Origin of the sequence: Cupriavidus necator N-1 (genome assembly GCF_000219215.1) — a bacterium.
GTDB lineage: Bacteria > Pseudomonadota > Gammaproteobacteria > Burkholderiales > Burkholderiaceae > Cupriavidus > Cupriavidus necator.
On the sequence record NC_015727.1, the window covers coordinates 329,721 to 342,415 of the forward strand.

Here is a 12,695-nt window from a genome sequence, read left to right on the forward strand (position 1 = left end):
CTGATTGCGCGTCCTGTGGCTGGCACGGCTCCTGCGGAGTGTTGGCGACGCATGTACCGCACAAAGACACAGGAGAGGACAGTGAGCTGGCAGCCCGAAATCGATGAACTGGTCTACCGTCGGCGGCTTGCCGCCCGGATGGGCGGCGAAGGCAAGGTGGAACGCCACAAGGCGGCCGGCAAGCTGACGGTACGCGAGCGCATCGATGCGCTGGCCGATCCCGGCTCGTTCCGCGAGGTCGGGGGGCTGACCGGCAGCGGCCGCTATGACAGCAACGGGCGGCTGCTGGACCTGGTTCCGTCGAACCTGGTGATGGGCCGCGCGGAGGTCGGCGGGCGGCCGGCGGTGCTGGTTGGAGATGACTTCACCGTGCGCGGCGGTGCCAACGAGGGCGCAGTGGGCGACAAGCTGATCCACGCCGAAAAGATGGCGCACGACCTGCGCTTGCCGATGGTCCGTCTGGTCGACGGCACCGGCGGCGGCGGCTCTGTGCGCAATATCGAGATCAAGGGCCACACCCTGATCCCCACCATGAAGGTCTGGCAACACGTGGTGGAGAACATGTCCGTGGTGCCGGTGGTGTCACTGGCATTGGGCTCCGTTGCGGGCATGGGCGCGGCACGCGTGGCCGCCAGCCACTATTCGGTGATGGTCAGGGAAACCTCGCAACTATTCAACGAGGGTCCGCCATCGGTGGTGGCCCGCGTGGGCGAGGAACTGAGCAAGAACGAGCTGGGCGGCAGCCAGATCCACACCCGTAACGGGGTGGTCGACGACGAGGTGGAAACCGAGCAGGAGGCCTTCGCGCGCGCGCGCCAGTTCCTGTCCTATCTGCCCCCTTCTGTTTTCGAACTGCCGCCGCGGCGCGAACCAGGCGATGACCCGGCGCGCCGCGACGAGTGGCTGCTGTCGGCAATCCCGCGGGATAGCCGGGCCGACTACAAGATTCGGCCCATCGTGCAGGCGCTGGTGGATGCGGATTCCTTCTTCGAGATCGGCATGCGCTGGGGCTGCGCCGTCATCACCGCGCTCGCTCGCCTGGACGGCTGGCCGGTGGCGGTGATCGCTAGCGATCCGTGCTTCCATGGCGGCAGCTGGGACAGCGCCAGCGCCGAGAAATTCACGCGCTTCGTCGACATGGCGCAGGCCTTCCACCTGCCAGTGGTCAACCTGGTCGATACTGCGGGGTTCCAGGTTGGCCTTGAAGCCGAGAAGGCAGGGATCATGCGTTACGGCGTGCGCGCGCTGGCGGCGCTCTACCAGGCCACGGTGCCGTGGTGCTCGGTGATCCTGCGCCGTGCCTATGGCGTGTCGGCAGCCGGCCACCAGCACATGGGGCGCTTCAACTTCCGCTATGCCTGGCCGTCCGCCAACTGGGGCGCATTGCCGATCGAAGGCGGTCTCGACGTCGCCTACAGGGCCGAGATCGAAGGCGCCGACGATCCGGTGCAGAAGCGCGCCGAGATCGAATTGCGCGTGCGCAGCCTGACGTCGCCTTTCCGCAGCGCGGAAGCCTTCGTTATCGAGGACATCATCGACCCGCGCGAGACCCGCACGCTGCTGTGCGAGTTCGCCAACCTGGCGGCGCCGCTGCGCGAAGCCGGGACCAGCCAGTTTGGCATACGGCCCTGAGCTAGCCCCCTGCCAGACACGCCACAGACATCCAAATACAAACGAGGAGACTGCATTGAAGAAGCTGTTGATCGCCAATCGAGGGGAGATCGCGCTGCGCGTCCTGCGCGCCGCACGCGATCTCGGGACCGGGACCGTCGCGGTCTATTCGCAGGACGACCAGGGCGCATTGCACCGGATCCTGGCCGACGAGGCCGTTGCCCTCGACGGCGCCGGGCCGGCTGCATACATCGACATCCCAGGCATCATTGCCGCGGCGAAAGCCGCCAGTTGCGATGCGATCCATCCTGGCTATGGCTTCCTCAGCGAACGGGCCGACTTTGCCCAGGCCTGCCATGACGCCGGCATCCGCTTTATCGGCCCCACCGTCGAGCAGCTTGCGCTGTTCGGCGACAAGGGGCGAGCGCTTGAACTGGCGGCCGACAGCGACGTTCCGGTCATGCCGGCGACACGTGGTGCAGCGTCGCTGGAGGAAATTGCCAGCTTCTTCGACAAGCAGGGCGGCGCCGGCGTGGTAATCAAGGCGGTCGGCGGCGGCGGCGGCCGCGGCATGCGCGTGGTGCGTCGGCGCGAAGAACTGGCCGAAGCCTATGCGCGCTGCCGGTCCGAGGCGGGCTCGGCGTTCGGCATCGATGCCGTCTACGCCGAGCGGCTGGTTGCCCGCGCGCGCCATATCGAAGTGCAGATCGCCGGCGACGGCACGCACGTCATTGCCCTTGGCGAGCGCGACTGCACGTTGCAGCGCCGCTTCCAGAAGCTGGTGGAGATCGCCCCCAGCCCGGTGCTCAAGCCGCAGCTGCGCGAGCAGATCATCAAGGCGGCGTTGAGGCTGGCGCGCCGCGTCAACTACCAGAGCCTCGGCACCTTCGAGTTCCTGGTCGAGGAGACCGAATCCGGCGAGCAGAAGGACTTTGTCTTTATCGAAGCCAATCCCCGCTTGCAAGTCGAGCACACCATCACCGAGCAAGTCACCGGCGTCGATCTGGTCGCGTTGCAGATCGGGATTGCGGCAGGACAGACGCTCTCCGAGCTCGGCCTGGACCCCGCTGCCCCGCCGCAACCGCGGGGATATGCCATCCAGGTGCGCATCAACGCGGAAATGACCGATGCACAAGGCCTGGCGCGTCCGGCACACGGCCGCCTGGAGCGCTTCGACCCGCCTTCGGGCCCCGACGTCCGCGTCGATTCCCATGGCTATGCCGGCTATGAACCGTCGCCGAATTTCGACACGTTGCTGGCCAAGTTAATCGTCAGCAGCGCGACGCCGAAGTTCGACGCGGCCGTGCGGCGCCTGCAGCGCAGCCTCGCGGAGTTCCGCATCGCCGGCGTGCCGACCAACCTCAACCTGCTGCGCGCGCTGGTGCAGCGCGACGATTTCCTCGTGCAGGATGTCCATACCCGGCACTTCGAAGCGATCGTGCCGGAACTGACCGCATCGGCGCAAGCCATCGCGCAGGCCGGATGCACGCAGGAAGCCTTGCTGGGCGGCTCGGCCGGCGCTTCGCACGCGCATGCGCCGCGCCACGCCGAGCCGGAAGAGGAAGTCAGCGAGGGTCTGGTGGCGATCCGCGCACCGCTGACCGGCAGGGTAGTAGAGATTGGCGTCGCGCTGGACGAGATCGTCAAGCCGGGGCAGACGGTCGCGGTGCTTGACGCCATGAAGATGGAGCACGCCATCGTCGCGGCATGCGGCGGGCGCGTGGTCGACCTGCGGCTGGAGCCGGGCGCGCTGGCCGCTGAAAACCAGATGCTGATCGTGCTGGAGCAACTCGAGGCCGATGGCATCTCCGTGGCTGCCGTCCAGCAGGCCGATCCCAACGCGATCCGCCCGGACCTGCAGCGCGTGCTAGACCGGCATGCCTACCTGGATGACGCCGTGCGCCCCGATGCCGTCGCCAGGCGCCGCTCACGCGGGCAGCGCACCGCGCGCGAGAACGTCGCCGACATGTGCGACCCGGATACCTTCGTCGAGTATGGCGCGCTGGCGCTCGCCGCGCAGGCGTCGCGCCGCAGCCAGCAGGACCTTATCGTCAACACCCCGGCGGATGGTCTGATTACGGGGATCGGAAATATCAACGGCGAACTGGTCGGTAAGGAGCGGGCACGCAGCGCGGTGATGGCCTACGACGCCACGGTGCTGGCCGGAACGCAGGGCAAGCGCAACCATATCAAGACCGACCGCATCGTTGAGGTGGCGCTGCGCGACGAACTGCCCCTGGTGCTGTTTGGCGAAGGCGGCGGCGGCCGCCCCGGTGACGTGGATTTCCCTTCGGTGTCCGGGCTGTACCAGCCGTCGTTCGCCGCCTTTGCCGAGCTGAGCGGCAACGTGCCGGTGGTGGGCATTGTCTCGGGACGCTGTTTCGCCGGCAACGCGGCCTTTCTCGGCTGCTGCGACGTCATCATTGCCGACAAGTCGGCCAACATCGGCATGGCGGGACCGGCCATGATCGAAGGCGGTGGCCTCGGCATCTTCAGCCCCGAGGAAGTCGGGCCCGCATCGGTGCAGCATGCCAACGGCGTGGTCGATATCCTGGTCGGCAACGAGGCCGAAGCCGTGCAGGCAGCCAGGCACTACCTGTCGATGTTCCAGGGGCGCGTGGCGCACTGGAGCGCACCGGAGGCCCTGGCGCTGCGGCATGTCGTTCCCGAGAACCGGTTGCGTGTGTATGACACACGCAAGGCCATCGAGGGCATCGCCGACGTCGGCAGCGTGCTGATGCTGCGCGGCGGCTTCGGCGCGGGCATCCACACCGCGCTGGCGCGCGTGGAAGGGCAGCCCGTCGGCATCATGGCCAACAACCCCTATCACCTTGGTGGCGCCATCGATGCGGATGCCGCGGACAAGGCATCGCGCTTCATGCAGCTGTGCGATGCGCACGGGCTGCCGATCATCTCGTTGATCGACACCCCCGGGTTCATGGTCGGGCCGGAAGTCGAGGCCCGGGCCCAGGTGCGGCACGTGTCGCGCATGTTCCTGACGGCTGCCAAGCTGCGCGTCGCCTTGCTGGCGGTGACGCTGCGCAAGGGCTACGGCCTTGGCGCCATGGCCATGGCGGGCGGTGGCTTCCGCTCGGCAAGCTTCACGGTGTCGTGGCCGACCGGCGAGTTCGGCCCGATGGGCCTGGAAGGCGCTGTCAGGCTGGGCTTCAAGAAGGAGCTCGAGGCCGTACCGGATGGTCCCGAGCGCAAGGCGCTGTTCGACAGGCTTGTGGCCCAGTCCTACGAGCGCGGCCACGCGATCAACACCGCGGCCGCGGTCGAGATCGACGCGGTGATCGACCCGGCGCAGACACGGAAGTGGATCGCACAGGGCATCGCCTCCGCGGAACTGCGCAGCCGCAGGGAGCGCCGCGGCTTCATCGATGCATGGTAAGCGCCGTGCCTGACGAGTCCATACACAGAGCCAGGAGGCTTCCATGATCAAGCATGGTATTGACCCGGCGCAGCTGGCGCTGGGCGGGTTGCGCGTGCTCGAAGTCGGCAGCGGGCCGGCGCTGGCGTACGCGGGCAAGCTGTTTTCCGACTTCGGCGCCGAAGTCATCAAGGTCGAGAGCCCGGCTGGCGATACGTGGCGGCAGATGCCGCCTCTGGTCAGCATTGCCGATGCAGCGCAGCCGGAAAGCGCACTATTTGCGTGGCTGAACACCAACAAGCGCAGCGTTACCGCAGATGACGGGAACGCCGAGGACGGCGTATGGCTGGCCCAGCTGGCGCGCACCTGCGACGTGGTGTTGGATGCCCGTGCCCTGACTGAAGGCCCCGGCATTCTCGGCACGCCGCTCTGGCAGCGGGCGGCCGACGAAACTAGCGGGCACGAGCCGATCGAGGTGGCACTCACCTGGTTCGGCGAGAGCGGGCCGTACAGCCACTACGCAGGCGCCGAAGCAGTGTGCCGCGGGCTTGCCGGCGCCGTGCACGGCAGCGGCCCCGCAGACGGGCCGCCACACATGCCGCACGACGTGCAGTCGGCGATCGTGTTCGGGTTGAGCGCATTCTCGGCCGCCGTCGCGGCGCTGATCGGGCGCGGGCAGGGCAGCCGCCGCTATGTGCTGAGTGCCCACGAATCCATCTTCAGCGTGGTCGAGATGGAAGCGGGCATGGTGCAGGACAGGCGCCACCCGCTCCAGCGCCTTGGGGTCAACCGGTTCTGCGGCACGCATCCGGCCGGCATCTACCAGACTGCCGAAGGATGGATCGGCATCTTTACGCACACCCTGCCGCAGTGGCAGGGCTTGTGCGAGGCTATCGGACGTTCGGAACTGGGCAACGATCCGCGCTACGCAAGCGGCCCGGAGCGGATGGCACGCGCGGACGAAATCGACGCGTTGCTTATGCCTGCGTTCCTGGCGCGCACGGCCCGGCAGTGGTTCGAGATCCTGGGCGACAAGAAGCATCCCGCCGTGATCGTGCCGACCATGGAGACCCTGCTGGGCCAGGAAGTGCATCGGCAGCGGGGCGCCTTCGTGCCGGTCGGCGTGGGCGACGCATCGTTTGAAGGCCCGGTCGTGCCGCTACGCCTCGATGCGGCGGGTCCGCTGCCCGGCGGCAATGCGCCGGCGAAGGGCGCGCATGACCTGCACTATCGGACCTCGGGACTGGATCATCGCCCGCGTCTGAGCCTCAAGCGAACAGCCGGCGAACGCTTGCCGCTGCAAGGTCTCCGCATGGTCGATCTGACGATGGGCTGGGCGGGGCCGCTTGCGGCGCGGACGCTGGCCGACTTTGGCGCGGAGATCATCAAGGTCGAAAGCACCGGCTATCCCGACTGGTGGCGCGGCGCCAATTTCACCGAAGCGTTCTATCGGGACAGGCTGTACGAGAAGAACTCGAACTTCAACCTGATGAACCGCAACAAGCAGGGGATCACGCTGGACCTGACACGCCCCGAAGGCAAGCAGGTGCTACTGCAGCTGGTCGAAAGCGCTGACGCGGTCATCGAAAATTATTCCGCCGAGGTCTTGCCAAAGCTGGGGCTGGACTACGAAGCACTGCGCGCGAGAAACGAACGGCTGGTGATGCTGTCCATGCCGGCCTTCGGGCTTGGCAATGCGTGGAGCAATACCCGCGCTTACGGCGGCACGCTCGAGCAGGCCAGCGGGCTGCCGCTATACACAGGGCACCCCGATGGTCCGCCGGCCATGACGTCGTACGCCTATGGCGACCCGATCGGCGGCCTGAACGGCGGCGCGGCGATCCTGCTTGCGCTGTTTGCCCAGCAAGCGACCGGGCAGGGGCGGCACATCAACCTGTCGCAGGTGGAGGCCATGTTACCGATGGCCGCGCCGTTCATGCTGGAGCAATCCATCTCCGGCGCCGTATCGCCGCGGCAGGGCAATCGCCATCCAATGCATTCCCCGCATGGGTGCTTCCGTTGTGCAGGCGACGATGCGTGGATCGTGCTAACGGTGACCGATGCGGACTGGCCCGCGCTGTGCCGGGCGATCGGCCGGGCAGACCTCGCAACCGATCCTCGGCTGACGCAGGCATCGGGACGGCGGGCCGAGGAAAACAGGATCGAGCAGGCGATCACGTCCTGGTGCGTGGTCCGGGACGCTGAGGCGGCAATGCAGCTGCTGCAACAGGCCGGGATCGCCTCCGGCGTGGTGCGGCCCATGTCGCAGGTGCTGCAGGACCCCCACCTGCGCGCGCGCGGGTTCTGGCGTGAAGTCGAGCGCGCCCACATCGGCACCTACACATCCAGCACTGCATGGTTCAGGACCGGGCCGGACCCCGTGCCAATCCGCCATGTCGCGCCGACGCTGGGCGAACACACCGAAGCGGTATTGAGCCGCGTCCTTGGACTTAGCACAGACCAGGTCGCAAGCCTGGAGCGGCAGGGCATCACCGGCACCGTCGCGAAGCCAAAGCGCGCGAAGGAAATGCCATAGGAAGTGAGTATTCAGGACACCATTATTACGATACGGAGACGACATGAACAAACCGACATGGATTCAACGCTGTCAGGCAAGCGCAAAGACCGGCAAATTCAGCATGGCGGCAGCCGCGCTGGGCATCCTGGCCACGACGATGGCCGCGCCGGCTGCGGCGCAGAGTACCGGCTGGCCCAGCAAGCCGATCCGGATGATTGTCCCGTTTCCGGCCGGGTCGTTCACGGATACCGTGGCGCGGATTCTTTCGGAGCGCCTGAGCAAGTCCCTCGGCCAACCCGTGGTCGTGGAAAACAAGGCAGGAGCTAACGGACTGATCGGCGTCGGCGAGGCCGCCAGGGCCGCTCCCGACGGGTATACGTTGCTGGTCACGAACTCCAGCAGCATCACCATCAACCCGCAGATCTATAAGAAGGGCACTTATTCGCCGAAGGACTTCACGCCGGTCACCCTGGTCCTTGAAGCGCCATTCATCCTCGTCACCAATCCGGACTGGTCGCAGAAAAACGCGGTCGGCACTGTGCCGGAACTCGTACGCTATGCGACGCAGCATCCCGGCAAGGTTAGCTATGGCTCGGCCGGGCCGGGTAATATCGCGCATCTGAGCTTTGCCATGCTGAACAACCGGGCGAAGATCAAGACCACGCACATACCGTACAAGTCTGCGGCGCAGGCGCAGCTGGCCGTGATCAGCGGCGAGCTGGACACTGCCTTCGATACCTGGACGGCGCTGCCTCAGATCAAGGCGGGCAAGCTGAAGCCCCTTGCGGTCAGCGCATCGAAGCGCATGACGCAGTTGCCGGATGTGCCGACACTTGAGGAGCTTGGTATCTCGCCCTTCAACGTGACCTTCTGGATCGGCATGCTGGCACCGGCCGGCACGCCGCCGCAGATTGTCCAGAGGCTTCATTCGGTCACGCAGGGGCTTCTCGAAGACGGCAAGGCGAAGACAGCTCTGGGCCAGCAAGGCGATGTCGTGATGATCGATCCGGCAAACTTCTCGAAGCGTGTGGAAAAGGAAGAGGTCAACTGGACGGCGGTGATCCAGCGCGAAGGCATCACACTGGATTGACCCGGCAAGCGGGCGGTTGGGACATCACCCGCATCGGCGTGCGGGAGTCCCGGCCGCTCCAGCCCGTAGTGGCCGCTCCACCCGTGCGGCGATGATTGCAGCGTGTGCGTCGGACGGAAAATTTCTGGGTAAAGTGCACACATGGAGAACGGCGGGCGCCTCTGCCGTTTGCCTGGTGCCCGCGCGCCTACGACAGCAGGCTTTCGTAGGGGATGCGCAGGCCATCGTGCAAGCGCTTGACCATGCTCAGGCTGAGCTTGCGCTTGCGGTTCAATACTTCAGACACGCGGCCACTGGAGCCAATGAACGGCTCAAGATCGCGCGTGGTGAGGCCCTGCTGATCCAACCGAAACTTGATGGCCTCGACCGGATCGGATGGCGGAATAGGGTAATGCTCTTCCTCGTAGCGTTCCACGAGGATCGACAAGACTTCCAGCTCATCGCCTTCGGGCGAACCGACCGGCGCGCCCCACAGTTGGCCAATGCGATCCATGGCGGTGTCGTAGTCTAGTTCGGTACGAATGGGCTTGATATCCATCACACGCTCTCCGCGTCAACTTTGTCGTATTGGGCATGGGTGCCAACGAAACGGACCCACCCGATCTGGCGTTCATAGTCGATAGCCAGGATCAAGCGATACTTGTTCCCGGCGATGTTGAACACCACGCGACCACCCTTGAGGATGCTGGCTGTCCGTAGTTCCGCTTTCACATCCTGCGGTGTAGCATATGTCACTTTCTCCATGTGGCGATACCACTCCGTGAGGGGTGATATCGCATCCGCATACGCGGGGTCGCTCTCCCAAAACTCTCGCAGCGTCCGCCGCGCAATGATCCGCATCCTTTGGTTCTCCCATTTTGGGAGGATTTTACTCCCATTTTGGGAGGTCTGTCTATCTCGGGGCGATTGAGGGTCCGCTATTCGCAAATATGTGGAGCTTAAGATATTTGCGAATCTCGGCCAGAAGCCCTCGGACTGAGAAGGAGGAGAACGCTGGCCAATCAGCACTCCGCAAGCGGCGTTGTTAGGGCAACTAGTACAACATCCCCTAAGTAGCTTCAATAATTATCGGGCTGCAAATACGGCTGCAGCAGCGTGACGACCGGCTCTGCCATTTCGTCGAGCGAGCCTGCGCCTGGCAACGGTTCCCAACGCCCACTATGGGTGCGAAAGGCGGCACCATAACGATTGCGGCCGAGTTCGGTCAGCCGAGCCACCACGGTCGGCTCCTCGTCGTCCAGACGTTTGATCAGCAGGTGACGCCCGTAAGCTTGCGTGATGATCTGCTCGTGGCCGAGCAGGCTGCGCAGTTGCCGCTGCAATTCGGCAGCGTAATGTTTGGCGGGTAAAGCTGGCATGTCGATCCTCGATTACGATGCGCCGGTTTGCAGCGGATAGCCCCGGAAACTCCATTTGAACGGGCGTGCCGCCTGATTGTGCGCGCGGACAAACTGCTCGGTGCGCTCGCGCAGGTGCGCGATACTGGTGTGGCTCGCATGGCGCAGCACCCGGCGCGTGTAGCGGGCAAACCAGAGTTCGATCTGATTGACCCAACTTGCGTGCAACGGCGTGAAGTGGAAGTGAAACCGCTCATCGTGCCGCGCGTTGAACGCCTGCCAGACGGCCTGGGCGCAGTGCGTGTTGAGGTTGTCCCAGACGACGTGCACCTGTTTGCCCGGGTACGCGGTCGCCACGCGCTCCATGAAAGCCACCAGATCGTCCTGAGTGCGTCGGTCGCGGCATTCTGCCAGCACCTGTCCGGTATGCACGTCAAGCGCCGCGATCAACGCCTGGGTGCCGTGACGAATATATTCAAATTCACGACGACGCAGTCGCCCCGGCGTGGGTGCCCGTCCCGGGTGCTTACGTTCGATGGCCTGAATGCCGGTCTTCTCGTCGATACTGAGCACCACCGCGCTCCGAGGCGCTGTCCCGAGTCAGAAATTCGTAGACAAAATCGCTTGATGCTGGCGAGGATGTCATCGGCGGACTTTGTCCACACGAAAGGCGTGGGGTTGGCGTTGTTCAGGTCAAGGTATTGGCGGATAGCTTGCTCAAGTTGTCGGGTTGAGCGATGCGAGCCGCGCCGGATGTATTGTTCGGTGATGGTTGCAAACCAGCGCTCCACCTGATTGATCCACGAGGCGGAGGTCGGTGTGAAATGAACATGGAAGCGTGGATGGCGAGCGAACCAAGCCTTGATCGACGCCGTCTTGTGCGTGCCGTAGTTGTCCATGACGAGATGCACATCGAGCTTGGGTGGCACGTTGGCTTCGATCGTGCGTAGAAACTGCAGGAACTCACTGCTGCGATGTCTGCGATGCAATTCACCGATAACTTTTCCTGTGGCGATGTCCAGCGCGGCGAACAACGTTGTCGTGCCATGGCGCATGTAGTCATACGTGCGTCGCTCGGGGATGCCTGGCGCCATCGGCAAAATAGGCTGCGTGCGGTCCAGCGCCTGAATCTGGCTCTTCTCGTCAACGCACAACACCATGGCCTTGAGCGGTGGGTCGAGGTACAACCCCACGATATCTCGCACCTTCTCCACGAACAATGGGTCGCTGGACAGCTTGAAGGTCTCCTGTCGATGCGGCTGCAGCCCAAAGGCGCGCCAGATACGCGTCACGGTCGACTGCGACAGATCTGCCGCGCGAGCCATGCTGCGCGTGCTCCAGTGAGTAGCCCCGGCTGGCACGGATTCGAGCGTCTTGGCAATAATCGCATCGACCTGTGCGTCAGCGATGGTCCTCGGCGCCCGGGCCTGTCAGTTTTTTTGTGTGCAGGGCAGTTAAAGGCTCATCGTCATTTCGACCGGTGAGCCAGTATTATCTCAACGATGTGGATGGGTGAAGCGCTCCTCGTAGAGGATTGCAAACTGGTTCATGGCAGCCTTCCAGTCATGCGTTGAACTGCCCCACTTCCCGGTGATGTTGCGCAGGGCCAGCCACAGCAGCTTGGTCGCCGCTTCATCGCTGGGGAAGTGACCCCGCGTCTTGATGATCTTGCGCAGTTGGGCGTTGACGCTCTCGATCGCGTTGGTCGTGTAGATGATCTTGCGGATCGCCGGCGGGAACGTAAAGAACGGGATCACCTGGTCCCACGCGCGACGCCAGGACGCGGCGATCGGGGTGTACCGCTTGCCCCATTCCCCTTGCTCGAAGGCCGCCAGCTCGGCCAGCGCAGCCTCCACGGTGGGCGCGGTGTACACGGGCTTGAGCGCCGCAGCCACGGCCCGGCGCTCCTTCCAACTGGCGTATTCCAAACTGTTCCGGATCAGATGCACGATGCAGGTCTGCAGCGTGGTGTTCGGGAACACCGCGGCCAGGGCCTGTTCCATGCCCTTAAGACCATCGGTCACCGCGATCAGTATGTCCTGGGTGCCACGGGTCTTCAGGTCGTTGAACACCTTCATCCAGAACTTGGCACCTTCGGTGGTCTCGATCCACAGGCCCAGGATGTCGCGCGTGCCGTCCGGCAGCACGCCCAAGGCCAGGTAGACGGCCTTGTTGCGCACCACGCCGTCCTCACGCATCTTGACCCGCAGCGCGTCGAAGAACACGACCGGATACATCACCTCAAGCGGGCGGGCCTGCCAGGCAGTGACTTCGTCCATCACTGCATCGGTCACCGAGCTGATGAACTCGGGCGAGACCTCGGTGCCGTACTGTTCGGCCAGAAACGCCTGGATCTCGCGCACGGTCATGCCACGGGCGTACATGGCGATGATCTTGTCGTCGAACCCGGTGAAGCGCCGTTCGTGCTTGGGAATCAGGATCGGATCGAAGCTGCCATCGCGGTCGCGCGGGATGTCCACCCTCAGCGGGCCATCCTCGGTCAGGACGGTCTTGGCGCTCTTGCCGTTGCGCTGGTTGGCCGTGCCGGCCGGGCGCTCCGCGCCCGGCTGGTAGCCCAGGTGATGGCCGAGCTCGGCGCCCAAGGCGCGCTCGATCAGGGCCTTCTTGAACGCCATCGAGGCGTCCTGAACCGCCTCGGCGGTCATGGGGCCCTTCACGAAATGGGCGATCAGGTCCTCGGGAATGGCCGGCAGCTCACGGTCTGCGGCTTGGCTGGTTTTCGTCTTGCGTGGCATACATGCTCCT

At 64.8% G+C, this 12,695-nt stretch carries 8 protein-coding genes and 2 pseudogenes; 4 read left to right on the plus strand and 6 right to left on the minus strand.

What is annotated here, in order from left to right; all coding sequences use genetic code 11:
* The first annotated feature begins 81 nt into the window (after positions 1-81).
* Genes CNE_RS31670 through CNE_RS31685 form a run of 4 tightly spaced genes read left to right on the plus strand, consistent with a single transcriptional unit; the run spans position 82 to position 8,592 of the window.
* The gene (locus CNE_RS31670; RefSeq protein WP_041228994.1) at positions 82-1,632 is read left to right on the plus strand and encodes an acyl-CoA carboxylase subunit beta; all 1,551 of its coding nucleotides are present in this window, start codon (positions 82-84) and stop codon (positions 1,630-1,632) included.
* Positions 1,633-1,687: 55 nt separating this feature from the next.
* Positions 1,688-5,005 carry an acetyl-CoA carboxylase family protein gene (locus tag CNE_RS31675; RefSeq protein WP_041228995.1) on the plus strand — a complete coding sequence of 1,106 codons (3,318 nt, stop codon included), beginning with the start codon at positions 1,688-1,690 and terminating at the stop codon, positions 5,003-5,005.
* Between the two features lie 43 nt (positions 5,006-5,048).
* Positions 5,049-7,520, plus strand: a complete 2,472-nt coding sequence (locus CNE_RS31680) for a CaiB/BaiF CoA-transferase family protein (protein WP_013958812.1) — start codon at positions 5,049-5,051, stop codon at positions 7,518-7,520.
* Between the two features lie 43 nt (positions 7,521-7,563).
* Entirely contained in the window at positions 7,564-8,592 is a 1,029-nt protein-coding gene (locus CNE_RS31685) for a tripartite tricarboxylate transporter substrate binding protein (protein ID WP_013958813.1), read from the plus strand.
* A gap of 187 nt (positions 8,593-8,779) precedes the next feature.
* Here the strand turns inward: CNE_RS31685 and CNE_RS31690 are convergent, their stop codons facing one another.
* From CNE_RS31690 to CNE_RS31715, 6 genes and pseudogenes are all read right to left on the minus strand, one after another.
* Entirely contained in the window at positions 8,780-9,130 is a 351-nt protein-coding gene (locus CNE_RS31690) for a helix-turn-helix domain-containing protein (protein WP_013958814.1), read from the minus strand.
* Positions 9,130-9,432 (minus strand): type II toxin-antitoxin system HigB family toxin, encoded by a 303-nt coding sequence (locus tag CNE_RS31695; protein WP_013958815.1) that lies wholly within the window; start codon positions 9,430-9,432, stop codon positions 9,130-9,132. The genes CNE_RS31690 and CNE_RS31695 overlap by 1 nt, the downstream gene beginning before the upstream one ends.
* A gap of 218 nt (positions 9,433-9,650) precedes the next feature.
* Complete coding sequence (locus CNE_RS39780; RefSeq protein ID WP_013958816.1) at positions 9,651-9,950, minus strand: hypothetical protein; 300 nt, start codon at positions 9,948-9,950, stop codon at positions 9,651-9,653.
* Positions 9,951-9,962: 12 nt separating this feature from the next.
* A pseudogene (locus CNE_RS31705) lies at positions 9,963-10,520 on the minus strand (IS630 family transposase); the annotation flags it as partial.
* Positions 10,521-10,543: 23 nt separating this feature from the next.
* Positions 10,544-11,347, minus strand: a pseudogene (locus CNE_RS31710) (IS630 family transposase); the annotation flags it as partial.
* A gap of 78 nt (positions 11,348-11,425) precedes the next feature.
* A complete protein-coding gene (locus tag CNE_RS31715) occupies positions 11,426-12,685 on the minus strand; it encodes an IS256 family transposase (RefSeq protein ID WP_013952233.1) in 1,260 nt (419 codons plus the stop codon).
* Between the last annotated feature and the right edge of the window lie 10 nt (positions 12,686-12,695).